General features: G+C 68.2%; 25 protein-coding genes and 6 pseudogenes. 16 read left to right on the forward strand and 15 right to left on the reverse strand.

Translation table 11 applies throughout. The annotated features are described in order from the left end of the window. Positions 1-401: pseudogene (locus ACZ5SK_RS46765) on the forward strand (NF041680 family putative transposase); the annotation flags it as partial. A gap of 151 nt (positions 402-552) precedes the next feature. Here ACZ5SK_RS46765 and ACZ5SK_RS46770 read toward each other — a convergent pair. The 6 genes and pseudogenes from ACZ5SK_RS46770 to ACZ5SK_RS46795 form a co-directional block, all read right to left on the reverse strand. Then, positions 553-879, reverse strand: a pseudogene (locus tag ACZ5SK_RS46770) (metallophosphoesterase family protein); the annotation flags it as partial. Further along, positions 818-1,129, reverse strand: a complete 312-nt coding sequence (locus tag ACZ5SK_RS46775; RefSeq protein ID WP_334583861.1) for an alpha/beta fold hydrolase — start codon at positions 1,127-1,129, stop codon at positions 818-820. The pseudogene ACZ5SK_RS46770 and the gene ACZ5SK_RS46775, both read right to left, overlap by 62 nt. Before the next feature lie 48 nt (positions 1,130-1,177). Continuing rightward, positions 1,178-2,131, reverse strand: a complete 954-nt coding sequence (locus tag ACZ5SK_RS46780) for a D-2-hydroxyacid dehydrogenase family protein (protein WP_334581566.1) — start codon at positions 2,129-2,131, stop codon at positions 1,178-1,180. A 66-nt stretch (positions 2,132-2,197) separates the two neighbouring features. Beyond that, a complete protein-coding gene (locus tag ACZ5SK_RS46785; protein WP_468577980.1) occupies positions 2,198-3,040 on the reverse strand; it encodes an MBL fold metallo-hydrolase in 843 nt (280 codons plus the stop codon). 294 nt (positions 3,041-3,334) lie between these two features. After that, the gene (locus ACZ5SK_RS46790; RefSeq protein ID WP_468577981.1) at positions 3,335-4,261 is read right to left on the reverse strand and encodes a zinc-dependent alcohol dehydrogenase family protein; all 927 of its coding nucleotides are present in this window, start codon (positions 4,259-4,261) and stop codon (positions 3,335-3,337) included. A 102-nt stretch (positions 4,262-4,363) separates the two neighbouring features. Then, entirely contained in the window at positions 4,364-4,987 is a 624-nt protein-coding gene (locus tag ACZ5SK_RS46795; protein ID WP_468577983.1) for a TetR/AcrR family transcriptional regulator, read from the reverse strand. A gap of 182 nt (positions 4,988-5,169) precedes the next feature. Between ACZ5SK_RS46795 and ACZ5SK_RS46800 the strand changes: the two genes are divergently transcribed. The 3 genes from ACZ5SK_RS46800 (at position 5,170) to ACZ5SK_RS46810 (ending at position 6,286) form a co-directional block, all read left to right on the forward strand. After that, positions 5,170-5,586 carry a nuclear transport factor 2 family protein gene (locus tag ACZ5SK_RS46800; RefSeq protein ID WP_468159028.1) on the forward strand — a complete coding sequence of 139 codons (417 nt, stop codon included), beginning with the start codon at positions 5,170-5,172 and terminating at the stop codon, positions 5,584-5,586. Positions 5,587-5,719: 133 nt separating this feature from the next. After that, the gene (locus tag ACZ5SK_RS46805; protein WP_457496010.1) at positions 5,720-5,986 is read left to right on the forward strand and encodes a nuclear transport factor 2 family protein; all 267 of its coding nucleotides are present in this window, start codon (positions 5,720-5,722) and stop codon (positions 5,984-5,986) included. A gap of 42 nt (positions 5,987-6,028) precedes the next feature. Further along, the gene (locus ACZ5SK_RS46810) at positions 6,029-6,286 is read left to right on the forward strand and encodes a hypothetical protein (protein WP_361480372.1); all 258 of its coding nucleotides are present in this window, start codon (positions 6,029-6,031) and stop codon (positions 6,284-6,286) included. A gap of 24 nt (positions 6,287-6,310) precedes the next feature. Here ACZ5SK_RS46810 and ACZ5SK_RS46815 read toward each other — a convergent pair. The 5 genes and pseudogenes from ACZ5SK_RS46815 to ACZ5SK_RS46835 form a co-directional block, all read right to left on the reverse strand. Beyond that, positions 6,311-7,167 (reverse strand): annotated as a pseudogene (locus ACZ5SK_RS46815) (P1 family peptidase); the annotation flags it as partial. Between the two features lie 28 nt (positions 7,168-7,195). Continuing rightward, positions 7,196-8,434, reverse strand: a complete 1,239-nt coding sequence (locus tag ACZ5SK_RS46820) for a low temperature requirement protein A (RefSeq protein ID WP_334581571.1) — start codon at positions 8,432-8,434, stop codon at positions 7,196-7,198. A 203-nt stretch (positions 8,435-8,637) separates the two neighbouring features. Continuing rightward, a complete protein-coding gene (locus ACZ5SK_RS46825; protein ID WP_334581572.1) occupies positions 8,638-9,099 on the reverse strand; it encodes a hypothetical protein in 462 nt (153 codons plus the stop codon). Beyond that, a pseudogene (locus ACZ5SK_RS46830) lies at positions 9,057-9,886 on the reverse strand (IS5 family transposase). The gene ACZ5SK_RS46825 and the pseudogene ACZ5SK_RS46830 overlap by 43 nt, the downstream one beginning before the upstream one ends. Positions 9,887-10,662: 776 nt before the next feature. Continuing rightward, positions 10,663-11,649: an NAD-dependent epimerase/dehydratase family protein gene (locus tag ACZ5SK_RS46835; RefSeq protein ID WP_334581573.1), complete on the reverse strand. Its 987-nt coding sequence runs from the start codon at positions 11,647-11,649 to the stop codon at positions 10,663-10,665. 185 nt (positions 11,650-11,834) lie between these two features. On the opposite strand from ACZ5SK_RS46835, the pseudogene ACZ5SK_RS46840 reads away from it, so the two are divergent. The 6 genes and pseudogenes from ACZ5SK_RS46840 to ACZ5SK_RS46865 all read left to right on the forward strand — a co-directional run. After that, positions 11,835-12,644 (forward strand): annotated as a pseudogene (locus ACZ5SK_RS46840) (IS110 family RNA-guided transposase); the annotation flags it as partial. Positions 12,645-12,793: 149 nt separating this feature from the next. After that, on the forward strand, positions 12,794-12,904 hold the full coding sequence (locus ACZ5SK_RS46845) for a DUF6461 domain-containing protein (protein WP_334581574.1): 111 nt from the start codon (positions 12,794-12,796) through the stop codon (positions 12,902-12,904). Positions 12,905-13,026: 122 nt separating this feature from the next. After that, positions 13,027-13,353 (forward strand): hypothetical protein, encoded by a 327-nt coding sequence (locus tag ACZ5SK_RS46850; protein WP_468577986.1) that lies wholly within the window; start codon positions 13,027-13,029, stop codon positions 13,351-13,353. Between the two features lie 381 nt (positions 13,354-13,734). Continuing rightward, a complete protein-coding gene (locus ACZ5SK_RS46855; protein ID WP_468577987.1) occupies positions 13,735-14,766 on the forward strand; it encodes a hypothetical protein in 1,032 nt (343 codons plus the stop codon). A gap of 129 nt (positions 14,767-14,895) precedes the next feature. Next, entirely contained in the window at positions 14,896-15,903 is a 1,008-nt protein-coding gene (locus tag ACZ5SK_RS46860) for a hypothetical protein (RefSeq protein ID WP_334581578.1), read from the forward strand. Then, complete coding sequence (locus tag ACZ5SK_RS46865; RefSeq protein ID WP_334581579.1) at positions 15,900-16,565, forward strand: hypothetical protein; 666 nt, start codon at positions 15,900-15,902, stop codon at positions 16,563-16,565. The genes ACZ5SK_RS46860 and ACZ5SK_RS46865 overlap by 4 nt, the downstream gene beginning before the upstream one ends. Before the next feature lie 36 nt (positions 16,566-16,601). Here ACZ5SK_RS46865 and ACZ5SK_RS46870 read toward each other — a convergent pair whose 3' ends face one another. Further along, the gene (locus ACZ5SK_RS46870) at positions 16,602-17,270 is read right to left on the reverse strand and encodes a hypothetical protein (RefSeq protein ID WP_334581581.1); all 669 of its coding nucleotides are present in this window, start codon (positions 17,268-17,270) and stop codon (positions 16,602-16,604) included. Between the two features lie 1,065 nt (positions 17,271-18,335). On the opposite strand from ACZ5SK_RS46870, the pseudogene ACZ5SK_RS46875 reads away from it, so the two are divergent. From ACZ5SK_RS46875 to ACZ5SK_RS46885, 3 genes and pseudogenes are all read left to right on the forward strand, one after another. Further along, a pseudogene (locus ACZ5SK_RS46875) lies at positions 18,336-18,563 on the forward strand (helix-turn-helix domain-containing protein); the annotation flags it as partial. Positions 18,564-18,685: 122 nt separating this feature from the next. Continuing rightward, positions 18,686-19,351 carry a hypothetical protein gene (locus ACZ5SK_RS46880; RefSeq protein WP_334581582.1) on the forward strand — a complete coding sequence of 222 codons (666 nt, stop codon included), beginning with the start codon at positions 18,686-18,688 and terminating at the stop codon, positions 19,349-19,351. 297 nt (positions 19,352-19,648) lie between these two features. Beyond that, positions 19,649-20,080 carry a hypothetical protein gene (locus ACZ5SK_RS46885; RefSeq protein ID WP_334581583.1) on the forward strand — a complete coding sequence of 144 codons (432 nt, stop codon included), beginning with the start codon at positions 19,649-19,651 and terminating at the stop codon, positions 20,078-20,080. A 405-nt stretch (positions 20,081-20,485) separates the two neighbouring features. On the opposite strand, the gene ACZ5SK_RS46890 is transcribed toward ACZ5SK_RS46885, so the two are convergent. Continuing rightward, entirely contained in the window at positions 20,486-21,298 is an 813-nt protein-coding gene (locus ACZ5SK_RS46890; RefSeq protein WP_457496001.1) for a hypothetical protein, read from the reverse strand. A gap of 1,004 nt (positions 21,299-22,302) precedes the next feature. Between ACZ5SK_RS46890 and ACZ5SK_RS46895 the strand changes: the two genes are divergently transcribed. The 3 genes from ACZ5SK_RS46895 to ACZ5SK_RS46905 are packed head-to-tail and all read left to right on the forward strand — an operon-like array spanning position 22,303 to position 23,823. Continuing rightward, a complete protein-coding gene (locus ACZ5SK_RS46895; RefSeq protein WP_443041397.1) occupies positions 22,303-22,863 on the forward strand; it encodes a hypothetical protein in 561 nt (186 codons plus the stop codon). A 6-nt stretch (positions 22,864-22,869) separates the two neighbouring features. After that, on the forward strand, positions 22,870-23,148 hold the full coding sequence (locus ACZ5SK_RS46900) for a hypothetical protein (RefSeq protein WP_457496002.1): 279 nt from the start codon (positions 22,870-22,872) through the stop codon (positions 23,146-23,148). Between the two features lie 60 nt (positions 23,149-23,208). Further along, positions 23,209-23,823, forward strand: coding sequence for a DUF4231 domain-containing protein (locus ACZ5SK_RS46905; RefSeq protein WP_468577990.1), 615 nt, complete (start codon positions 23,209-23,211; stop codon positions 23,821-23,823). 60 nt (positions 23,824-23,883) lie between these two features. Here ACZ5SK_RS46905 and ACZ5SK_RS46910 read toward each other — a convergent pair whose 3' ends face one another. Continuing rightward, on the reverse strand, positions 23,884-24,663 hold the full coding sequence (locus ACZ5SK_RS46910) for a hypothetical protein (RefSeq protein WP_468577992.1): 780 nt from the start codon (positions 24,661-24,663) through the stop codon (positions 23,884-23,886). A 74-nt stretch (positions 24,664-24,737) separates the two neighbouring features. Next, the gene (locus ACZ5SK_RS46915) at positions 24,738-24,977 is read right to left on the reverse strand and encodes a hypothetical protein (protein ID WP_334581588.1); all 240 of its coding nucleotides are present in this window, start codon (positions 24,975-24,977) and stop codon (positions 24,738-24,740) included. Positions 24,978-25,235 lie beyond the last annotated feature (258 nt).

Raw genomic sequence — 25,235 nt, forward strand, 5'->3', positions numbered from 1 at the left:
GCCGCTTCGACCTGGAGCACACCTTCCGCTTCGCGGAGCAGACCCTCGGCTGGACCACCCCGAAACTCCGTAGTCCCGAGGCGGCGGACCGCTGGACCTGGATCCTGATCGTCGCTCACACCCAGCTCCGGCTTGCCCGGCCCCTCGCCAAGGACCTCCGCCGACCCTGGGAGAAGCCAACTGCCTCCGGCCGGCTCACCCCCGCCCGGGTCCGCCGAGGGTTCAGGAACATCCGCGCTCACCTGGCCTGCCCGACCCGTGTTCCCAAACCTCGAGGCGCCGGCCCCGGACGGCCACCCGGCGTCAACAACAATCACCGGGCACCCCGCTACGACGTCGGCAAGACCGTCAGCCGCCCCGAGACCCTCAAGGCCATCGGCAAGCCCGGAAGATCTTGGTAGATAAAGAACAAGCTCAGTGCATGTTTCTAAGCCCCAGTTTCTGAGAGGGCGGTACGTGACTTGATGTCTGTATTGCCCTGTCGGCTGGGGTAGGCAGGCTGCTCGGAGGGCCGCCGGGCGGCTATGCCGCGGCTGGGCGAACAATCCCTGCTGAGTCCTGGGTGACCTGGGTGATGGCTGCCTCGATGTCGAAGGCTGTGGAGCGTAGTTCGACGCCGGGGCCCAGGAGCGCCCAGTGGGCGCCGGCCCGTCGGTAGGGCATGCCGATGCTGCCGGGGTTGATCACAAGTCGGCCGTGGGCGAGGCGGACGAACGGCATGTGTGTGTGCCCGCAGACTACCGTGCGACTGTCGGTGTCAAGCCCGCTGAGGACTTCTCGCCAACGGTCGAGGCGTGAGTCGACCAGAACGACCTCTTCATCGTCCCGAGGAGTGGCGTGACAGAACAGCGCCTTTCCCAGGCCGTGTACTGGCAGAGAGCGCCGCCGCGTCATCAGCCTGCGCTTCCACGGTGTCCGGGGTCTGGCCACTGGAGCTTGCGACGCCTGTATTGTCGAACAGAATGACCGGACGGTTCGCGGCCAGTCCGTCCGTCACCGCAGGATCCCAGTGATCCATGCCGCCACGGAAATGCTGCAGGAACACCAGCGGTGTGCCGGTCTCGGCGCGGAAGCGCCGGCAGGCGTACCGAATTCGGTTCGCCGTGACGAACCGCGTCGGAGCCGTCACATGGGAGAGAGGCGGTGTGTGAGTCGGTCGGGTCGTCGTCTTCGGCTCCTACTTCATCAGCCGCACGGGAGAACCCGCCTGGAACGCGGCGATGTCCTCGACGGAGTCCTGATAGAAAATCTCGTACAGGTCGCGGTTCACGAATCCGACGTGCCCCGTGAGCAGCGCGTTCGGCAGCGCCCGCAACGGGTGGTCCGCGGGTAGCGGCTCGGTGTCGTACACGTCGAGGGCGGCTGCTCGGATCGCGCCCTCACGCAGGACGTCGATCAGGGCGACCTCGTCGACGACCGGTCCGCGTGAGGTGTTGACCAGGAGGGCCGAGGGCTTCATCGACCGGAGTTCCGCCGCGCCGACCAGCCCGCGTGTTTGCTTGCTGAGCGGTACGTGGATCGAGAGCACATCGCTTTCGGTGAAGAGTCGCTCCTTCGTCACCGCCCGCACGCCGTGCTCGGCGGCGGTTTCGGGGGTCAGGTTCCGACTCCATGCGATGGTGTCCATTTCGAAGGCCTGTCCGATCCGTGCCACTCCGGAGCCGACGCGACCGAGGCCGAGAATGCCGAGAGTCCTGCCGTGCAGCCCCTCGCCGACCGATACCTGCCAGCCGCCGGCGCGCATCGACTCCGCCTCGACGACCAGGTTTCTCGTGGCACCGAGGATCAGCGCCCAGGTGTGCTCGATGGTGGGGTGGGACTCATAGCGGGTCCCGCACACCGTGATGCCGAGTCTGTGGGCGGCCGTCAGGTCGATGGCGGCATTGGCCGGGCCGGTGCTGACCAGGAGCCGAAGGTCGGGCAGCCGCTCCAGGACCTCGGCCGGGAATCGCGTGCGCTCCCGCATGGCCACGAGCACGTCGAACCCGGCGAGGCTACGGACCACCTCGTCGGCGTCGGCGAACGGCTCGGTGAAAACGACGACCTCGGCAACGAGCGACGCCCAGTCGGCCAGGCTCGTCGCGACGTTCTGATAGTCGTTGAGGATCGCGATCTTCATGCGGGTGGCCATGTCGGCAACCTCCGTATTTCGTCGAGGTGATGCGTCTGTCTTCGCGGGGTGGCGACGCGGCGTGGCTCAGGCGAGCAGGCCCAGGGCGCTGTACCAAAGGGGTCCCGGGTTGAGCCGGTCACCGTGGAGCTTCGACATCTCCTCGAAGAACTCCAGCGGCTCCGGCTTGCCGGCCAGGAGCCGGATCGCGTCGCGCAGGTACTGCCGGGTCTCGTCCAGGATCTTCGGGTCGTCGGGCAGGTCTGCCTTCTTGTGGCCGGCGACCACGTGGCGCGGATCGAGTGCGGCGAGCCGGTCGATGCCGTCCAGCCACGCCTGAAGGCCGCCGTCACCGCCTTCGAGCATCATCAGGTGCACGCCGTTGTAGACCACGTCCCCGGCGACGACGAGACCGATCGACGGCACGTGCAGGACGCTGGAGTCGTCGGTGTCGGTGTGACCGGTCTCGACGGCCCGGAGGACTTGGCCCTCCAGCCGGAATCCCTCGGTCGGCACGGGCACGGCGAGGACCGGGGTGTTCTCCGGGATCCCGGGGAAGGTCTTCGCGAACCCCTTGTCCTTGCTCTCCAGTTGGCTGCGCATCTGCCGGATGGTGCCCTCGGTGGCGTACACCACGCTGTCGGCGTCGCCGAACCGTTCCAGCAGCGTCGCGGTGCCGAACCAGTGGTCGGGGTGGCCGTGGGTGACGTAGACGAACGCCAGACGCTTCCCTGAGCGCGCCAAGCCCTCGGCGACCTGCGCGATCTGGGTGTGAGTCAGCGGCGGGTCCACCAGGACCGCGTCGCGTTCTCCGGTGATCAGGGTGGATGAGATCGGCGAGGACACGATCCCGTCGCCGTTCGGCAGCTGAAGATCGATCTTCCGGAGAACGCCGTCAGAGACGAGGACTTCGTAGGACAGTTCGGGCATCTCGATACTTCTCTCGTGGCGGGGGCTGCCCCTCACCGAACTCGCGAATGAGCGGCGGTTTGCCTGGCGAGGGTGAGCACTATTGATCAGTGGATCTACATCCCACACGCTGGAAACCCGTGGCGCGCGTTGTCGGCGTGCACGCGGTGGTCTGGAGAGTTCCGGCAGGTCAGGCCAGGCGCCGGCTTGTCATCGTCCCCGGCGGAATGGCCCTGATGCCGCTTCGAACGCCCTGCTACGGCTCGGCTCGCGTGCGCGCGGGACCCGCGACGGTGTGAGTTCCTCCGGAGATCGTCATGACCGGGCCACCTTGAGCAGGGTCTTTCCGCCGCGGACGACCTGCTCGATCGCCGTATGGATGTCATCGAGGTCGAACACGGCGCCTAGCGGAACGAACAGGGCTCCGCTCGCGACCAGGGGCGCGGCCTCGCGGATGACGGGGAGCACCTTTGTCGCGTAGTCGAAATGGCCGGCGAAGAATCCGTGTACCGTCGCGCGCTTGCCGATCAGGGTCAGTGCGTCGACGGACATCGGCTGCCCGGTCGCCGAGGCGTAGCTGACGAGCGCACCGCCCTCGGACAGCAGGTCGAGCAGGCGGGCGGGAGCGTCGCCGCCCACCGAGTCGACTGCGAGCCCGACCCGGGCATCGCCGATCGCCTTGCGAACCTCTTCGACCGCCGTCGCGCCGTCGAGGCGGACGATGTCCGCGCCGGCCGCGGTCAGTTCGGCGAACACGGACTCGTCCCGGACGAAGTTGACCGTCCGGAATCCGCGGGCCTTCGCCAGGGCGATCAGGGAACGTCCGACGCCGGAGTTCGCGGCGTTCTGCACGATCCAGTCCCCGGGCCTCAGGTTGATGCCCAGCATCGAGAACTGCTCGACGCTGCCTTCCGGCAGTCGGAACAGCCCGTCGGCGGGCAGCAGCAGCCGCTCGCGCCAGGCACCGGCGAGCAGCGGCAGAACCACCAGGTCGCCCGCCGCGAGCGTGTCGACGCCGGGGCCCGCCTCGACAACCCGGCCGACACCCTCGCTGCCGAGGACCAGCGGGAGCGGTGGCCGCCCGAGCTCGCCCCTGACGACCTTGAGGTCGTGCAGGTTCAGCGGTGAGAACTCGACCGCGACCTTGACCTCGCCGGCGCCGGGAGCGTTCGGCTCCTGGAGATCGACGACGCGTACGACGTCCTCCGGCCTTCCGAACTGGGTGATCTGGATGGCACGCATAGGGACTCCCGTGAGAGGCGGCGAACTCTTCGCCACAGTCAAACTGCACATTTTGCTTATGCCCGCCACGGCATGTCCGTCGTCGGACGAAAGGGGGGAATGTCAGCGCCGCATGTACGGTGCGTCTGCCCTGGGGATCAGGTCCAGCGCCTGCCGGGCCGTCTGCCGGAGCGTCGTGGCGTCGACACCCGCCTTGGCCATGTTGTCGATGCCCCTGACCACGCTCAGCAGCAGATATCCCAGGGCCGTGGCGTCGACGCCATCGGCCACTTCTCCCGCGTCCTGGGCGTCGCGTATCGCGGACGCGAGGGCGCCGGCGAGATCCTCGAACGCGCGACGGGCCGTGCCCGCCACCATGTCGTCCTCTCCGGCGCGGTCCGCGGTGACCTTGGTGAGGAAGCATCCCCGGCGGGGCGACTCGGTCGCGAAGGCGTCGGCGAGTGAGACGACGTAGCGCTCCAGGCGGGCCATCGGTGAGGTGAGCACCGCGTGCGGGCCCTCCCGCAGCTCCTCGCGGGCCTGGGCGACGATGCCCTGGCAGTAGTCGGAGAAGACGCGCACATACAGGGCGTTCTTGTTGCCGAACGCCTTGTAGATGCTGCCCTTGCCCAGGCCGGTCGCATCCATGAGGTCATAGGTGGACGTGCCGTCGAATCCGGTGGTCCAGAACCGGTCGCGGACAACATCGAGCACGGTGGTCTCGTCGAAGCCTCGTTTTCGCCCCATGACCTCACGATACCTCATTGTGGTCCAGATGGACCACAATGGTCGGCAATCCGACCCTCGTTCCGGCACGGGCACATCGCCTGACGCTCTTCGCCTTGTTGACCGATTGGACCACTTCATGCTCCCATTGTGGTCCAGCTAGTCAACAAAGCCGTGTCAGTCGGCAAACCTGTGGAGGACTGATGACTCAGAGCCGAACGAAGACGGAGACGGAGCGGAACAAGGCCGCCGTCCTCGAATTCCTGACGACCGCGTTCAGCTCGAAGGACTTCACCGCGCTGGACCGGCACCTGCACCCCGACTACATCCAGCACAGCCCGACCATCCCGCCGGCCAGGGCCGGGCTGCGCAACTTCATCGCGGACCTGCCCGACGCCACCCGGTACGAGCCGGGAGCGATCATCGCCGAGGGAGACCTGGTCATGATCCACGGCAGGTACTCCGGCAGCACCGAGACACCCCTCATGGCGGTCGACATCTTCCGCTTCGAGGAGGGCCTGGTGGTGGAGCACTGGGACGTCCTGCAGGACGAAGTGCCCGCGAAGGACACGGTGGCGGGCAATCACATGTTCACCAACCCGCAGGCCGGCCGGGCCTGAGGCACCGGACCGGCGAGGCGGGCGGCACGCGCCGCGCGGCCCATGCCGGCCAGGGGGTCGACCGCACTTCCCGTTCCAGGGCTGAGGCCCGACCGACACCTGATGCACGCGAGAGAGACAAAGGACAAGGACGATGACAACCGACACGCAGACCCCGCGGACCGTGGCAAAGAAGTTCGTGGAGCGCCTCGCAAAGCATGACCCCGACGGCATCCAGGAACTGTTCGCCGAGGAGATCGACTGGCACGTCCCCGGCAGCGACGCGCTGCCCTGGACCGGGCGCCGTACCCGCCGGGAGGAGGTCGCACCGTACTTCACCACGATGTGGTCGCACTTCGTGCACGACAAGAGCATCCCACGTCGAGGGTCTGCGGACCAAGCGCCCAGCGAACGGCGATGACGGCGAGAGCCAGCAGGGCGGCGACCGTGGTGTCTGGCGCCGATGGCGTTGTGGTCCTCGACGTGGATCGCGGCCGGGCTCATCGCCGTGGCGTGCGCATTCCGCCGCGACAACGACTGGCCCGGGTTCGCCGCCCTCACCGCGGTCACCATGCCGTGGACCGTGTCTTTCCTGGCCAGCTGGATCCCGCTGAACGACAACCCGCGCGGCTGGATCACCGCCATCGTGTTCGCCGCGTTCGCCGCGCTACCCGTCCTCCTCGTCCGCTGGGACGAACCGCCTGGGGGACGCTGTGAGTGACGCACTTCAGGCGACGGCCACCGTGGGCGCGGCGCTCATCACCGCCACGGCGACGGTCACCACGGTGGTCCCGTCGTTCAGCAGATGCACCGGCCGCACGGCGCGCGCGATGCCGTCGTGCGCCGTGCCGGCCTTCTGCGCCTGCGCCTTCGGCAGGTCCGCGTCGGTGGCGACCACGGCGAGCGTGGTGTCCAGCGGGGGCGGCGCGTTCTTCGCCGCGATCTCGGCCAGCCGCAGACGCGCGGCCCGGTGGACGTCCTGTGCCGGACAGCTCAGCCGCCCCTGCGACAACTCCCCGTACAGCGCCCCGGTCCCGGGTTCCACGGCCGACCCCGCCTCGTTGGCCACCACCAGCGCGTCCACCGTGACCCCCGAGTCGAGCACCGTGCTCGCGGTGCCGATCCCGCCCTTGACCGGCCCCGCGGTGGCTCCCGTACCGGCGCCCACACAGGCCTCCGGCACCGCGGCGCCCGCCTCGACCGCGGCCCGTCCGGTGGCCGCGTCCGGCCTGGCCCGGAAGTCGCCGCCGCGGCCGAGGCCGAAGACACAGGCGGCGGGCACCACCGGCACGACATGCGCCGGATCCCCCCACCCGCACCCCGCGTCGCTGTTCCTCCAGCCAGGCCATCACCCCGGACGCCGCGTCGAGCCCGTACGCGCTGCCGCCGGTCAGCACGATCGCCTCGACCTTCTGCACCAGGTTGCGCGGATCGAGCGCGTCGATCTCCTTGGTGCCGGGCCCGCCGCCGCGCACGTCCACCGCGGCGACGGCACCGCCCTCGGGCGCCGGCACCACCGTGGTGCCGGTGAGCCAACCCTCGCCGGTACGCGTCGCGTGCCCCCCGCGACCCCACGACATCTGACCGAGCGTCAACTGTCATGGGGCCCATCTCGTCCGGACCGGGCCGGTCAGGCGAACGGCGCTCCCACCGCCGTCTCGCGCTCCCGGCCCGTCGTGCGCGCCGTCAGTGTCTCGCCGGTCACCACCGTCAGCGCGCAGACGAGACCGGCCGAGAGCACCGCCCACTCGCCCAGGAACATGCAGCAGCTCACCAGCAGCGCCGCGGTCGGCAGTACCAGCTGCTGGGCGATGCCGACCTTGAAGTGACGCGCGTGCAGTGCCCAGACGGTGAGCAGATACAGCGCCGTCGGCAGGGTCACGGCCGCCGACGCGGACAGCGTCGAGATATGCGCCTTGCCCACGGACTGCTCGACCGCCACTTCCAGACCCGCTCCGATCGCGGCCGCCGAGGCGAAGACGATGTAGTGGCCGTAACCCCACAGGAACGCCTGCCTGTTGGATCTCAGATGACCGTGGATCGGCACCGCGAAGTAGATCCACCAGGCGGCGAAGATGATCAACAGCCCGCCTGCGGCGATCGGCAGCAGTTCGCCCAGCGCGTCCTCCTCGTCGATGCCCGTCTTCACGGCGACCGTGGCAGCCGCGATGGTCTCGCCGAGCACGATGATCGTGAACAGCCCGTACCGCTCGGCGACGTGGCGCGGGTGCCAGGACGTGGGCTGGACCTTCTCCGCGTACACCGGCACGCACATCTCGAGGACCGCCATCACCACGAACACCGCGACCAGGGTGTCCTCGGGCAGGACCACGAGGCCGACCCAGCCGATCTGGCACAGCACCACCCCGCCGGCGTACCGCAGGGCCACCCTGCGCTCCCTGCCCTGACTCGACCTGGCCACGCGCAACCATTGGGACACCGAGGCGAGCCGCATGATCACATAGCCCGCCACCCCCGCCCGGTACTCGTGGTCCTCGAACGCCCGGGAGACCCCAGCCGCGAGCACCAGCACACCGGCGATCTGGATCAGCGTGACGACCCGGAAGAGCACGTCGTCGTTGTCGTAGGCCGAGGCGAACCACGTGAAGTTCATCCACGCCCACCAGATGGCGAAGAACACCAGCGCGTAGTAGAGGATCCCCTCGCCCGCATGGCCCTCGGCGACCGCGTGCACCAACTCGATGCCCGCCTGGGCGATGGCCACGACGAAGCACAGGTCGAAGAAGAGCTCCAGCTGAGTGGCGGATCGGTGTACCTCACCGCGGTCACGGGCAGTGAGCTTGCGCAGCGGGCTGAGGTGCGCGGGCGATCGGGGCGCGTCCGGCGCGGGAGTGGAACTTGGCGTCATGAAGTCAAGCACAGCAGATGAGGCACTTAATCTCTTGCCCAGCGTGGTTTTTGTTGGTGGGAACCTGACACCACTTGTCACTCAGGGCCGAGAACACCTGGTTTCGCCGGAGGGCGATGTCTGTGAGAGGGCGGTATGAGACCTGATGCTCGATTCTTCGTTTCGTGCGGGACGAGCGGGCAGGTCTTGGCGACTTCGGTCGACTACGGCCGGGGCTGAGTGAACAAGCCTGGCTCGGTCTCGGCCAGGATCCCGCGGCCGGCCAGCCGCTTGAGCTTGAGGCGGACGTTGTTGATGTTGTTGGGCGCGACCGCCAGGTCCATCGCCTCGCACACCTGCCGCGCACGCAGCGGCTGGTCGGCCACGGTGAACACCGCCATGATCTGCTCGTAGGCCGGATGGTCCGGCAGTTTCGGTGCCGGCGGCGCGGGCGCTTGCGGGTCGGGCAGCCCCAGCAGTGTCTTGCGGGTGATCCGGACTTCTTCGGCGGCCCGGCCGAGTTCGTCGAGCTGTGTGGTCAGCTGCGTGATCTGTTCTCGCGTGGTCTCGGCCTGCGCGGTGATCTCGCGTTCCCGCTCCTCCAGCCGTGCCAGCACCGCGCCGAGCGTCAGTTCCCCGCCGGTCATGCGTTGCGCCAGGCCGGCGCGGTCGCCGCGGTCAGCCAACGCAGTATCACCGCGGTCATCGCCAGTACACCCGCGACTCCGAACTGCGGGGCAGATGCTCGTAGTCGCGCACCAGCCTGCGGTGCAGCATCAAGATCCCATACGCGCGTTCCACGACCCACCGCTTGGCCTGGGGAACGAACCCGCTCTGCGCGGGATTGCGCTCCACGACCTCCACCTCGATGCCCACCTTCTCCCCGTGCGCGACGACGGCGTTCTTGAAACCCTGGTCGACCAGGGCCTTCTGCACGGTGTCGGTGTCGTCGGCGACCTTGTCCAGCAGCGCGATGCCGACGGCGTTCTCGTGCGCAGACGCGGCCGCCACGACTACCGCGATCACCAGCCCCAGAACGTCAACGGCCAGGCCGCGCTTACGGCCCGGTACTTTTTTTGCCGCATCGCGCCCCGTCGACTCGGCGGGCACTCCGGCCGCCGCGTGCACGCTCTGGGTGTCGAGCACCACCAGACTCGGGTCCGCCTTCCGACGCGCCATTTCCCGCACCTGCCAGCGCAGCAGGTCGTGAATGGTCTGGTCGATGCCGTCGTCACGCCAGGTGTAGAAGTAGTACTTCACTGCGCCGGGTGACGGAAAGTCGTGTGGGAGCAGCTCCCACTGGCAACCGGTCCGGCCCTGGTAGAGCAGTGCGTTGACGATCTCCCGCATCGCGTACGGACCCTGATGGCCGCTGACCGAGGGATGCGCGGCCTTCCACGCGGCGATCACAGGCTCGACCAGCGCCCACTGCTCGTCGCTCACGTCGGTCTTGTAGGGCTTGCGCTCGCTCACGGTGCCCAGCTCAACATGCCCATGGCGCCGACCGGCCGGGACGCCGCACCGCCACACCTTCAGGTGACGACAAAACTCCTATGCACTCTCATTCCGTCCTCTGAGAACTGCCTTGGTCGCTCGGCGGGACTCAGGTGGAGTGGCGGTATGCCGCATCTCCGTACGGTGGCTTCCCGCTTCTCTCGGCGGACGATATGTCCAGTACGGCGAGTTCCTGGCCGACGAGGCTGACGTTCCCCTCAGCAGCACGCGGCTCGGCACCAGAGCGAGCCTGCCGACGGAGAGCTGCTTCAGAACCACACTCTGTGGAGGACCGCATGACCGCGGTCAGTACGGACAACACCGCACCGGAAAGGCACGAGCTCCCGTGATTGCTGCTGAAGAGACATTCGACGGCACCTGATGCCCCAGGTGGTGCGGTGTCTGAACAGCGCGATCCACGGCAGCGGCTCGCGTTCGTCCGCTTGCCTGCCTCCTTGGCTCGCGCGTCCGCCTGGATGGAGGCGGGTTCTTCGGCGGGCAGCCGCGGGGGTCCCTTGGGGGCGCGGTGGAACTTCGACCAGATTGAGCCGCGACGTGGAGCAGCGCGGGTCAGGAGCCCCCCCCCCCCCGCACGGCAAGCGATGAAGCCCGAAGGTGCTCCGCATCTCGCCCTTATCCAGTAAGTCTCAGGGCCGGCTGTACCGGTTCTCGGCGGGCCCACCACGAGATCGGGAAGTCAGAACGTAGGGCGCGCCTATACAGACGCTCGGATGTGGGAGACCGGTCCACCGCCGTCAGCCGAGGGCGTCGAGCAACTCGCGCTCTCGCTGCGCGCTGAGGCCTGCGCGCCTTTCCCGGTCCAGCCCCCGCTCGCGTTCCCAGCGCAGCGTGTCGGCCAACATCTCCGCCGGGGGCCGGTGACGCAACCCCGCGGCGCGCGCCGCGGACCCGTCCCTGGCCGACCATCCTTCCCAGCCCGGCTCAACCAGCCACATCGCCAGCGATTCGGGCCCCATGTACTGGGCCACGCCGTTGGCGAGCAGCCACGCCGATTCGGCGGTGACCACCGGACCGGTGTGCCCGCCGGCGGCGCGAGACAGCTCGATCCACTCTTCGAACGGAACGACCGGGCCGACGGCGTTGTACGTGCCGGTGGTTCCCGTCTCCGCGGAGTCGAGCAGCCAGGAGGTGAGGTCCCGCACATCGATCACCTGGGTGGGCATGGCCGGTGTATCAGGGACCAGCATCGGCCCTCGCGGATCGCGTGCAGCGCGGGCGACCCAGTAGCCGGAGCGCCCGCTGTGATCACCCGGGCCGCCGATGAGCCCGGCTCGTGCGATGAGGAGGCGGTCGGCCACAGCGGCCGTCGACGCCTGCTCGCAGGCGACCTTCGCCTCGCCGTACAACTCGCGGTCGACCTCGCTCCTGTCGGTCGGGGCGAGCAGGGCCGCGGACTCGTCCGCCCCCAGCGTGGCGTGGGAGGCGTAGGCGTTGCCGGACGAGACATACACCCAGTGCCCGGCCTTGCTGCCTAGCACGTCGAGCGCTCCACGAACGAAGCCCGGCTGCCATGACACCTCGACGACCGCGTCCCATACGCGGTCGAGTAGGGGCTCGTACGCCAACGGGTCGCGCCGGTCGGCGGCGACCAGTGTCGCTCCGTCCGCGACTTCTCCGCTCTCGCCACGCGCGAGGCAGGTCACCCGATGGTCGCGTTCGATCGCCTGCCGCGACAGCTCCCGGGCCACCCATGCCGTTCCACCCAGAACCAGGATCTCCATACCGACACACAAGCACTGGGATCACCACCCGGCCAGGCGGATTCGCTGACAGCAGATGGCCAGCCGTCAGATCGACCTCAACCCTTGGGTAATAACGCCGCCCCGCCGAGGCATTCAAACACCCGATCATGATGTCGCACTGGAGTACTAACTTCCTGTCTCCTGCCGAGAGTGCGACGCACCAGACCATCCTCACTCGCGCCACCGGGCGTCGCATGGACCTGGTCGCCGACCGCACCCGCACCGTCAACCGCCTCCGCGCCCAGCTCACCGGCGTCTTCCCCGGCCTGGAGCGGGCCCTGGACCTCACCAACACCGGCCCGCTGGGTCTCCTGACCGGCTATCAGACCCCCGCGGCCATCCGTCGGATCGGCGCCACGCGGCTGGAGACCCGGCTGCGCAACCGCCACGTCGTCCGCCCTGACCAGCTCGCCGAGACCGCGGTCCAGGCCGCCGAACGGCAGCACACCAGCCTGCCCGGCGAGAAGCTGGCCGCCCAACTGGTGCGCACACTGGCGAAGGAGGTGATGGGCCTCAACCAGCAGGTCGCCGAGCTCGACAAGGCCATCGAGGCTCGGTTTCGCGAACACCGCGACTTCGAAGTGATCACCAGCATGCCCGGGCTGGGCGTCATCCTCGGCGCCGAGTTCCTGGCCGCCACCGGCGGCGACATGGCCGTCTTCGCAACCCCGAACCGCCTCGCCGACTTCGGCGGCGTCGCCCCGGTGCCCCGCGACTCCGGAAAGATCAGCGGCAACCTGCGGCGCCCGCAGCGATACAACCGCCGCCTCCAACGGGTCTTCTACACCTCGGCGTTGTTCAGCATCCGGCACTGCGACGAGTCCCGCCGCTTCTACGACCGCAAACGTGCAGAGGGTAAGCGCCACACCCAAGCCGTCCTCGCCCTCGCACGCCGCCGAGTCAACGTCCTCTGGGCCCTCCTGCGCGACGGACGGACCTACGAGATCGTGCCGCCAGCGGCTCACGCGGCTTGACAAACGGCATTAGGAATCGATGGCACACGCTCAAAGTTCGATGGCACAGGACACCTTTGTCCTGTTGTCCGGTCCCAGCGATGTGTAGGCAGTCCCGTTCTTCTGCTTGGCTCCGGCCGATGTCAGAGGCGTGAGCGATGATCTCGGCCATGACTGCGACTGCTGCCGACTACGTGTGGTTCGAACAGCGCTTCCCTGACCTCGCGGAAGCGCATTGCTTCACGCTGGTGCACAAGCTGCCGCCCGCAGAGATCAGGTGACCCGGTCATGCCCTCCCTCCTCGACGACATCCACACCAGCGCCCGGTGGGTCGCCGATGCCCTCAACAGCTCTGGCTACGAAGCCGACTTCACCCAGGAGCCTCCGGGACGTCGAGCGGTTCATGGCCGAGCACAGCGACCACGGCGATGCCGTGACCGGCGCACTCCTCGCAACAGATCTAGGGCCAAGGCTCTTTGCCCTGGGTGCCTACGTCGGCGAGACCATCCGGCAAAACCTCGGTGGCAGATGGGTCACATCCGACGATGTCCCGAATGCCGAGATGAACATCGCCCTCCACCTGCCCGACGGCTCAACCATCTGGCCCGTCCAGCGCGTGATCAAACGGTTCCGCAACGGCCCCGAGGACAGCATTGCGTTCTACGGCACGGCACTGGGGCTGACGGACACATCGGCCGAGCGTCGCCGCTGGTTTCGCCGCCGCGGGTGAGGCGTATGCCCAAAGTGCACATGCCCACACCCAACAGGGACGGGCACGGAGAGCCCGTCCCCCACAACTCCAGGCACCGCAGGTCAGGGCCTCGCCCTGCCCACACTTATCTGGGACAGGACAACGAGCGCAGTACTTGGCGGATCTTGCTTCGGTAACGCTGCGTTGTTGAGACTTAGTGCTCTCGTTGGCCCTTGAGCGTTGCAGCTAGCTTGTGCCTACCTGTGACTGAGCTCGGTAGGTGACCCTTGAGCATTCCGGTTGGCCCCTGTGCATGATGGTTAGCCCCGTACGAGCCGCCGGATCATCGCCGAGAGGCTTCCGGTGGACCGCCGGGCCAGCCATGATCAAGTTCCGGGGATTCGACGGTTGGGGTGCGACGTGAAGGACTGGCGGACCGATCCGACGTTCGCGATGTGCCGGAAAGTGACGGACGGGGCGGACCTGGCCTCGTTCTCGGGAGGTCCGTTCGACGTGCGGACGGCGGTGGCCAGCATCCTGCCCGAGCCCCGACAGGGCTTGGACTTCGATGCCGTCCCGTGGGGTAACTTCCCCCATGGGCACGACGTCCGGGAGGCGGTTTCCCTCCTGCGCGCTGGCGGCGAACCGGCCGTGGACGCGACGGATGTGCTGTGGGGCCTGTGCGCCAACGACAGCCGGGCCGCCGCCGCCCTCGCCGTGCCGTTCCTCATCCCCCTCGCCATCAACGCCCACCACCCACACCGCACCGCCGCCCTCGCTGTCCTCTCCGGCCCTGCCCGTGCCAGGCACCACGGCGTCGCCTCTCGCGAGGAATTCCTCCTCCACCGCAACGATCCCCGGCGCCACGCCCCCGATACCCACGACGGCTACGGCTACGAGGTGACCGGCTACCCGGCCGGCTGGTCGGTGGCCGCCGCCCGAGCCGCGATCACCACCGCCACCTCCGCGCTCCTGCCCCTTCTTGGAGACTCCGACCCCACCGTCCGCGTCGACGCCGCCTACGCCCTGGCGACCGCCGCCGACCCCGCCCACACCATCCGGACTGCCTTCGCCAACGGATTCGCCACCGAAGGCGACGCCATGGTCCGTGCCGCCCTGCTCCTGGCCACCGCCGAGATCACTCGGGCCCACCCGCACCCGCCGACTGTCAGGTGGCTGCGCGAACGGTGGCACGACCGGGCGGAGGCATCCGAAGCCCGTCTGTCGGCGGCGGTCGGCTGGCTCTGCCTCACCGACCAATCCGCACCGGAGGAGCTCCGCCGGACCGTCGACACCCTCGCCGACAACGAGCGCGCACACGCCATGGAGGCCCTGCCGTGGATGAGCGCCGCCTCGGGCACCAACGAACCAGGACTCCTGCGCTGCAGACGCTGCATGCTCCACCCAGAAGAACCTGACCCGGAAGAGGGCTTCTGGGACTCCTTGTTCTGAGCAACCGGTCTGTGGTTGTGCATCGGAGTTGTCCAGTGGGGCCAACTGCGGTGCTCGGTCACACTTCCCAACTCGGGCCCACACCGCCCCGGCTCATGAGGTTCCTGAGCTGGGCGTTAGCCTCAGCGGATGATTCCTGAGCCGCCACCGAAAGTCATCACGCGTCTCCGTGACGGGCGGATCCACGCCTACGTCGTGGGCGCCGGCGTCTACGGGACGCTGGAGCCCGCAGCGGTTTTCCAGCCGCGGGATGGCGAGGAGGTCGTAGCGTCGGTGGTCCGGCAGGATTTGGAGCGGGCCGTGTACACGACGCTGAACGGAGTCGTCTGCCTCACGCGCGCCGGCGACCTCATGTGGGCCTCGGACTTCGAACCGCACTCTGACGTACGCCATGGCCACCGGCCTGGCTGTGCGCTGTCTCTGGACGGCCGGACGGTGTGGGTCTACCGGCCGGACGCGATGGCGGGACGCGGGGGCGGGGACCAGTGGGTCGTGCACGACGCCGACAGCGGTGTGGTTGTCGCCCGCCGGGAACTGGAGACGGTCGGGCACGGCGCCTTCCACCACCTGCATCCCGTGGACGGCAGCGTCTACCTCGACATTGGTGAGGGCCAGGACGGATCCGTCATTCTCCGGAGCACGGGCGGGGTGGACAGCGAGCCGGAATTCGTCACGTACCCGTGGCCGGACCGCTGCCTGATCGACCTGGCTCCGTCCGGGCACCAGTTCATGACCGTGGACCACGGGCAGGCGGACGTCGCCTTCCACGACCACCCCAACGGGGACGTGCTCTTCACCCTCCCCATCGAAGCCTTCGGGTACGACCCGGAGGAGTCCTTCGTGGAATGGAGCGGCGGCTACCTGACCGAAGACACGGCCATCGTCACCCTGGGCGGTGAGAGCCAGGACGAGGAGGAGTGGTTCCGTTACCACCTGGTCGACGTACGCACGGGCACCCTCAGCGGCGAGTTCACCGTCGAGGCGAGCAACCCGTACGAGCTGGTGCCCCTGGGCGACGGTTCCTGGCTCACCGGCGGCCCCGGCGGCGACCCCGTCCGTTGGTCCAGCCCTCCGCAGCCGTCGGCACCGCCGCACCCGGTCGTACCAACCTCTCCCTACGAGAGGCAGCAACCGTGACGGCAGACCCCCGAGTGCCGCTGATTCCTCAGGCGCCTGAAGGCTTGAGTCGGCGAGCTCGGTACTTCGTCGAGGGACACGGGCTGTGTGTTCCACACCGCGACCTCAAGCCCGTTCGGGAGGTATGGCTCAAGCAAGGGATTCCGGATGCCGAGATCGACCGGGCTGTCGCCTTTCAAGAGCTCTGGGGCGGTCTAGCCCTGCCCCCGGCCCCCGAGTACGAGGGCGGCCCGCGCGTTCTGGAAGCCGATGCCCCTGAGGGCTCGGCCGCGAACGGGTGGCGGTTCCCGGCCGGCAGCTGTCGCGTCTCCATGGCCCACGGGTTCATGATCGGGCCAGGAGGTGAGTTCGGGATCGACGCTGACCACTGGACGCCGCTGCACGCCAGCACAGAGGGATGGGTGGAAGCCCTGGCGCTGGCCAGCCACGCGGGCTACTGGGCCGAGACCATCACGAAGATCAAAGGCAGCGCCGTCGAGGACCTGAACCTCGACGGATTTGAGCCAGTACCCGAAGTCCAGGGACTCGCTGACACCTGGTGGCGGGGCAAGGACTCGCTCATCGCCATCTACCGCGGCGAAGCCTCAGGCTTCAGCGCCCCCCACTGCCTACGGGCCCATATCTACGGCGGGCTCGATGCATGGGGCCTGGCCGGCAGCTGACTCCACCACGTACGGCACGGCCGAGCGGTCCCGGGGTCAGCTGAGGCCGAGCGTGGCGAGTGCGGTGGTCCAGTCGGTGACGATCGCCTGCTGCGCCTGCGCGAGGGTGACCTTGCCGGAGCAGACCGCGGTGTGCAGCTTCGTCTCCACCGGGTCCTTCACGTTGTTGACGCCGCTGCCCTTCCTGTGGCCCGGGTCGGCCGGCTCCACCGACAGGTTGCGCGGGTCGTTGGGGTCGCCGCCGAGCTGCAGGCTGATCAGGTGGTCGTACTCGGCGTCGCCCATGGGGCCGGTGTAGCCGTACGAGGCGGCGTTGAGCTTCTTCTCCCTGCGCGTCACGGACTCGGGCGGTCGCACGCCGGAGGTGTAGCCGCCCTTGCGGCAGATCGTCGACGTCAGGTTCGCCTGCGTGACGGCCGGGGAGATCGCGCCCGGCGTGCACCGGGGGTCCTCGAGCGGCTCCCCCTTCTCATACCGGTAGCGGCAGCTGCCCGCCGCGGGCTGCTGCTGCACCGTGTACGTCTTCTGCGGGCCGGCCCCCACCGCGATCGACCGGGCCCCGCCCGCGGCCCCCGACGAAGACGCGGCCGGCGCCGCAGCGCCGGATGACGACGGGTCCGACGCACCCAGCGGGACGGACGAACAGCCCGCCAGAAACAGGCAGGTCAGCAGCGCGGGCGCAGCGACACGGCAGGTGGAGCGCATGACGACCCCTCACGGGCAGGCGACAACTGAGCAGATGCTGCCCTACCGGGACTTCTCCACACCGGGCGGGGTGCCCGGGCGGGAGCACCCACGCCATCCGGCGGGGCGCGCTACCGGCGTGCCAGGCCGTCGGTGGGTCAGCGGTGGTCGCCGTGGCGCCCGCCGTTGGCGGCTCAGTCGATCCGATGCTGCCGTGCCCGGGTCGACGGCCGGCAGTCAGGCACGGCAGCCCGCGCGATAGCAAGGCACCGGCGTCAACGGATCAGCGAGCAGCACAGGCACGCTGAGGCCGCCTGCCCCAGCCCTGCCAGGGCCGCTTCGGGGCGCAGAAGTCCGAGAGGAAGGTCAGCCCGCCGATGACTAGTCCGATGACGACCGCACCAGGAGGACGACGGCCGTGTGCATGCTGATGAACGGTGGCTTCGGAGGCAGGGAACAGGCGAATTCATGTGGGCTCCAGTGATTGTTGCCACGGCCGAAGGCCGTGCTCCGGGTTGAGTCAGCCGTGCTTGCAGCACCTGGCGACGGTCACGCCGCTCGCAGTCCAGGCCACCCACTCATTTCCACTCCCTCGGCAGCACGCCGCAGGGGACGCCGCACGACCGGCTACCGCGCCCCGGCCTACGTGCCCTCGCCCGTCGGCAGGTTGCCGCGCGGAGGCGGGGCCAGGGCCTGGGAGGCGGGCCGGGACGGCCGGGTGGTCGTGAACCGACTCTGTGAAGCGGCCCCCAAGATTCGATAGACAGTGCACTGCGAAACGCCAACGCCCAGACCCAGTCCGGCCCCTCGCCCCGTGCTCCTGTGTTGCACCGGACCGTGGTCGGCCACCTCATCGACGTCGCAGCATGAGCAGCGTGCCCCGCCGGTAGCGGGAGCCGCGTACCTGGCGAGGATCGGGAATCGCACTCGGTACCTCGAACAGCGTGGCCAGTTCCGGACTCGGCGGGCGGGCGCGGCGGGTCGGCGTCCGCATTGTCTTTTTACGATGGCGGCTTCGGTGCGGAGAAAAAAGTTGCAGGCGAGCGCGGTTGCACGGCTGGGTTCGTCGCCAGGAGGGACAAGAGGATGCAGGTCTTTCGCCCCAACGCCGCCAGCATCACCGAGTTCGTTGCGGAGATGCGACGCTTGAGGGAGGCCAGTGGGCTGACGATCCGAGAGATCGAGCAGTTATCCCAGGCCAGAGGTGAATTCGTTGCTCGCAGCACTCTCAGCAGCGCACTGAACAGGACGACCCTGCCTCGGGAGTCCGTCGTGTTCTCCCTCGTCCGCACCTGCGGAGGCACTGACGACGACGTAGCCGCGTGGCTTGCCGTCAGGAGCAGCCTGGCGAACACGGCTTCCGATCAGGAACAAAGCCTTGCACCCGAACCCGAACCCGAGCCCACTGCTGGCCGCGGCAACGGACGACGGCACCGGTGGAGGTGGTCCGCCGTCGCTTTGGTGTGCGTCTGCCTGGTGGGATCGGCTGTGGCGGCGGTGTTATCGAGGAGTGGGGGCAAGGAAACGAAGCTGCTCACGGGGACGAGTCTGTCCCGTCCGGCGCCAGTACCGGCGTCGCGCACTCCTCTGCTGCCCCGACCTCCACATCGATGGGGCCGTTGGAAAACGGGTGCTACCGCATTCACACCGCCGACGGCCGATGCCTGCGGGAGAAATCCGGGAAGAGGCAAGGGGCGTCGACCGAGGACAAGTTCTACGCAACGTCGTGTGCCAACGGGGCGACTTCGGTGAGTTTGCGCCGCTGGCCCGACGGGACGTACAAGATCATGTTTGACGGCTATCAAGGCGAGTCGAAACGCTGCCTGGGCGTTGTCCATGCAGGCATCAATGACGGAGCATCCGTTTCCATTCAGTACTGCGGTCAGCATGCTCTGCCGGAAGCGGAGCAGTTCCGCATCGAGCCCTCCGGCACATATCCGCACGGCTACCAGTTGCGCCCCCTGCACCTCGCACAGTTCTCCGCAGCGAAGGACTTGTGCATCGGATCGCCACGAGGAGACACAACGAAGTGGGCGGACCTATTTTCGCTCGAATGCCAGGACGACCCGGGGGAAGCAATCACTTTCGAAAGAACCACGTGAGCCGCCCCGGGCGAGATGTCAACTTGACGGCTACCGGTCAGCGCCGGGATTGCTGCGGCTTCCCTGTCCGGGACACCTTCGGACAGGGGCTCTGACCAGGACAGACAGCGTGTCACCTGTCCGGGACAGCTCCCGGGCATTGCCGTGCAACTCATTCCTCGTTCAGTGTCGAAGCGTCAGTCGAGAGCGGTCCTCACCGAACCCCAGAGGGGAACAGGAGCTACGTCATACGTATGCCGGCTCAAGGGTCTCAGAGAGCCGTTCAAACGATGAGCAACAGGGAACGAAAGGAAAAGTATGAGTGCACGCCACCTGCTGACGATAGGTGCTGCCACCGCAGCACTTATCGGCGGCTTGGCCGCGGCCCCCGCCTCTGCCCACTCGGACGCGCCCGCTTCAAGCACCACCATCCTGGCAAGTCATGACGCCTACGCCGATCTCTACGAAGGCAGCGAGTGGGTCGCCAGGGCATACTTCAGGGCCGGCGGTGACCACTTCATCCTCACCAAAAAGTCGAACCGAACGTACCCCGGCCGTGCGTACATGGAGTGGAAATACACCACGATCGCGGGCAAGCCCATATCGGGAAGGCACAACGGCCTGTCCGAAGTGGATATCCCGGTGGACTTCGATCACAATTTCGGCGAGGGCCGAAAGGTGGAGCTGCGGGTCTGCGTCGAGGACACCTGGTTCGACCCGTGCAGTGACTGGGAGACCGGCTACGCGTAAGCGATCCAGCAGCAGCTCGGGAGGCGCTACGGCTCTCGCGACCTTCCGCAAGCGAGACCTGGGTTGGCAGTAGCAGCGCAGCACCGAGCCGCTGGAGGCCTGCTTCCTGGCCGTGAGTCCACTTGCCGCGCACGGCCAGGAAGCGTCACCAGCGACTGGGACCCTACGGATCTGGTCAAGCTGGTGGTGCGGGTGGAGAGGGGTAGAAGGTGCCGTCGTACTGGACGAACGGGCCGGCACGCCGGGCGTATTCGGCGGCTACGGTCTCGAGGGTCCTCCTCTGCGGCGCCTTCCCTGGCGGAGTGGCGGCGCACCACCGACAGGCGCTCCCCGGCCTGGGCGGCGCGGACGGTGTCCGGGTGCCGCTTGGCGGATCGCTCATTTTGTGGACCAGGTCCTGGGCATTCAGTCGGCACGGGCTCGTTCCTTCAAATGCGGCGAGGCCGCCCCAGCCTTCGCGTACAGGGCCCGGACGTCGTCGGCGAGACCAGCGTGGTCGTGCAAGTCGATGTCCAGGGCGTGGCCGATGAGGCCGAACAGGTCGTGCACGAGCCGGTCGTACATCACTGGCAGGAGCAGGCCCTGGGGCGGCCGGGCATCCTCCCCGAGGGCGGTGCCCAGGGCGGTGGGCTGTGGGCGGGCCCGGTACTCGGCCAACGCGCTGTGGTGTGTGCGGTAGGTGTCCACCGCCTCGTGAAGCCGGTCCGGCCACGGCATGCGGACCGGTGGCGGGGCGGGCCGGCCCTCGAAGACGGCGTCCGCATTAGCGAGCTGGTGGGCCTTGCGGGCGACTTCGGAGGCGTCGGCGCGCTGCTGCAGGCTGTCCACCGTGTCCAGGCGCAGCGCCAGGGAGATGATCGGGGCGGCGTGGGTGGTGGCCCAGGTGTACTCGGCGCGGCGGGCGCGGCGGGCTCGGGCGGCCTCCACACGTTCGGCTTGGGTCCTCTCCTGGTCGTCGGGAACGACGTCGTGGAGGTCGTCGCGCAGCTGGAGGTAGCGGCGTTCGGCGGCCTGTCGGCTCTTGAGTTCCTGGGCGTCGGCGATGCGCTGCCAGGTGACGTTGAGCGCGCGGGCCGCGCCGATCAGGCGCCGCTCGTCCAGGAGCAGCTTGTCACGCAGGGTTCGGATGACGAGGAGGGCCGCGAGCACGCTGGTCTCGTCGATGTCCGGGTCCCGGTAGCGGACGCGCTGGATCTGCTCGTCGTATTTGGCGGCCACATCGGTCAGGTCTCGGTCCTCTGCTGCGAACTCGCGGCTGGCGGTCAGGGCCAGTTCGCCAGCCCATTCATCAGGGTCACGTTCGGGCTGGGTATGTAAATGCAGCCAGGCCGCAGCTCGATTTATTTCTTCAGGTCGACCGGAATGTGTCGTCCTGATGACGACGCTTTTTGTCGTCCGGCGGACGACATTTTCTTGAGAAGGCATGCGTGTATCCAGGTCTGAAGTCTGGCAGGGGTCAGCGAGGCTCTTCTGGGCGGGCCGCAGCGTCCTGGACCCGGGGCGCCGAACGGCGTCGGCGGAGGGCGCGCGCGGCAGCCGCGGCCGCCGCACCAGTGGCTAGCACCAGCAGTCCGGCAAGGTACTGGGGCCACACTTCGTGTAAAGCGCTCTGCATCATGGCGGGTCAACGCGCCTGCGACTGTTCCACATGCGCGGGTCTCCTCTCGGAAAGAAGGCCTTCGGTGCGGCAGGGCGCCGACGAAGGGCTGCGGTCGGGCCGCGCGAAGGAACGACCCGCGGCACACGCCGGCCTGCATGCCCGCGCATGGCAGGGCGCACAGCTGGCCATGTCCCTCGCTATTCATAAGGGCGGCCACCTCAGGCCGGACACCCGATTCAAAGAGCGCTACCCTTCGCCACCCCGGAACGAAGAATTCCGACCACGAATTTCCCGCGATTGCGCCGATATGGAAGCGGTGCGCATTTATGCATGAATCCATGGCTTCTGGCGGGCGCTGCTTGCCGGTCATCTCCTAGTCTTCGGCGGGCCCATGATCGCCCCTGCGGTCTGCGGTCGGTGCTTCGTCGATGTCCGGGCGACGCCATGCTGGTCACGGTCATCACCGGCAGCGGGGTCTGATCAGGGAGACCCAGCCACACCGTGTGTGAGGATCAACTGCTCGTAGCGGCTGGCTGATCATCTCGCTGACATGGCGTCATCCCAGTGGCAGGGTCGGCGGTGATCGATCCGGCAGACAGAGGGGGCTTCCGTGGAAGCACGGATGTGGGACGCACTGATCAGCGTGGCGAAGAAGGCGTACACCGCCGGCCTGGGCGAGGGCGCAGTCCCGCGCCCGCTCATCATGCCGCTGGTGCGCGGCGAGCTGGTCGGGATGATCTGGGTCCGCCCCCTCAAAGTCGGCCACGACGCACTCACCGGGATCGCGGAACTTTCGAACATCGCCGCGGCCGCCCGCGCGGACGAGGTCGTCCTCACGTGGGAGACCCACGACGTCGCCACCGCCTGCGAGCTGCCCATCGTCGGCCCGGCTCCCTGCCTGAACATGGTGCTCGCCACCCGCGACGGGCACGTCCTGCACCAGTTCCCCTACAACGAGCAGTTCCTGTCCCGCAGTACCGACGGCTCGGCATCGGTCGCCCCGGACTGGAGGCCGGCCCCCGCGCCGCAGCCCGGCGGCGAACTGGTGCCGCCGATCCAGGCCGCGGTGAACTACTCCTTCACCCCCATCGAACTGGACCACCCCGACCCGTTCGGCGTCACCGTCGTGCTGATGGAAGAGGACGGCTACAGGGTGCGCCTGACCGAAGCGTTCACCCGCTGACCCGGCATGGCACCCCGAGACCCCGACGACGACGCGCCCCACCGGATCCGGGCCGCACACGAGTACGTCGTCCAGAACCTGAGCCGTGATCCGGATGCTGACGACGATGACGCACCTGGCGTAGAGCCCACCGAGACGGCGCTGGGGCAGATGATCGATTGGGGTCAGGCACGGATCGATACAACGAGGCTGGAGCGCAAGCTGGCCAGAGCGCGCTCCGTGCTCCGTGTGCGCCGGATGACCATGTCGATCGCCGGCCTCCTGCTGGCGGTCGGCATCGGCTAGACCGTGTGGCACTGGCAGACGCCCTCCCGACTTCTTGTGCCCAGCGTCCTCTGCGCTGCCTTGATCGGACTGTGCATCGTCGGCGCCATCGCCGATGCACGACTGCGCAGCCCTGGCGAGAGCCTCGCCAAGCTAGAAGATGACCTTGAGCTTCACCGGCAGGCCGCGCGCATCATGGGCGCGATGCATCCCACGCCGCTCCCCCTGCGGCGCGGCCTGTACCGGGAAGACGTCGCTACCCTCGTAGAGCAGTACGAGGCAGACAGCCGCAAGTACCGGACGATCCACAACCGCCTCCAGACCCTCATCATGGTCGGCTCGGCTTCTACGACCACGATCGCCGCTCTGGACACCGGCAAGGACCTGACCTGGCAGAGCGCGTCCTTGACGTTCATCAGCTTCGCCATCACGGTGGCCGCGATGTTCACCGGCTACTACAAGTTCCGCGAGCGCAGCTACTTCCTGCAGCAGACCGCCGACGCCATCGAGGAAGAAGCCAACGCCGTCACCCTCGGGATCGGCTCCTACCGCAAGTTCGGCCCCGAACAGGAACAGGAGGCGCTGAAGCTGTTCACCCAGCGGGTGGAGGACCATCGCAACGAGCAACGCCGCCGCCAGCAGCAACTGGACCAGCCCTCCGATCAGGCTGGCTCTTACAGCCAGCCGCCGGCCTGAGCCCGTTTCCAGTGGAAACGGGCCCGGCATCGCCGTCACGACAGTCGCCGCTCTTTCCTCTCAGCCGTTCTTGCGCCTCGTCCGCGGCTGTCGAGCGACGTTGTGAGCCTTCATCTGTGCCACCACCTTGTCGTGCAGCTCGCGCAGCAGTTCCAGCTCGGCCGGCAGCGTCAGCGTCACCGCGGTGCAGCCCTTGCGGCGGGTGAGAGTGGCGGCCAGTTCACCGCTGGGCTTCTCCCATACCCGCACGCTCATCGAGGCCCGGCCGGTGCGCACGGGGCCACCGGCAGCCTCCCGCGCGGCGATCATACGAGTGAGGTTGCCGTAGAGGCGCTGCAGCGGGTCGGCCTCGGTGGGCAACGGAACATGCCGCACTGATGCTTCGGGGCGGGTTTGCGTGTCGGTCGCGTGCAGGCCGCCGTAGCGGTCCTTCCACACCCACACCGTGATCGTGTTGGCCTGCGCTGCTGTTCCGGTGCCCGCGTTCGCGTTCAGCTTCGACGACGCCGGGCCCTTGCCCGCAGGCCGTGCTGCAGGAGCCGTCGGAGCGGGCGCGCCGGACTGTGCGCGTTGTGCACGCTCTACCCAGCGGTCAATCTCCTGCTGCTGGGACGCGGTGACGTACCTGCCCGCCTTGGCTGCCTCTTCGACGGGCAACTGCACCTGGCTGTGCAGCGTCGCTTTCGACATGTGACGCCGCGGCCGGTGGCGCAGATTTCTCAGGACCCAGCGCACGGTCTCGAACGCGGCCCACGCGGCCAGCTCCGCCATCTCCTCTTCTGCCCGCTCCAGGGCTCGCTCTGCGTCCACGGCCTCCTGCGCTCTGGTCTGCGCGGCCACGAAGTCGGCGGCGGTGCCCGTTTGGGGCCTCCCGAGGTGCACCCCGGGAGGCCGGCAAGCGGGGCTGAGAGCCCTCAACACGCACGACTTGACAGGGAACAGGCCCTGTCGGTGTAAAGCTTCGTGGTCAACTGGCCGCCGCAGCCGCCGAGAAGGGTCCCGCACCAGAAGGTGTCGCTCTCGTAGCCGTGGCGGAAGGCGTCCAGCTCGATCGCCTCCATCGGCAACATCAGCGGCTCTTCCGAGCCCGCGCTGCCCAGCACCGCCGTCTGGATCTGACGCCGGTCCGCGCCCGATAACCCGCCACTGCGCAACACCGCACCCCCGCCCCGTTTCGGCTCATCTCATCGTGCCACCAGCCCTGTTCGCCTTCCAGAGGGCGAAGTCTGACAAGCCGCAAGCTGCGGACCCCGCGTTGCACGGGCCCTTGCGCATACCCATCGGATCCACCAAACCCGGGTTTCCGGAAGCGGCCCTGGGCCTTGACCCCGAATCCTGAACACGGGTTATGCGGCTTGTGCCAGCGTAGTTGGTGTGCGGTGGAGGGCGTTCTCGAAGGCGATCGGTGATCG

The organism is Streptomyces sp. NPDC031474 (genome assembly GCF_055581185.1).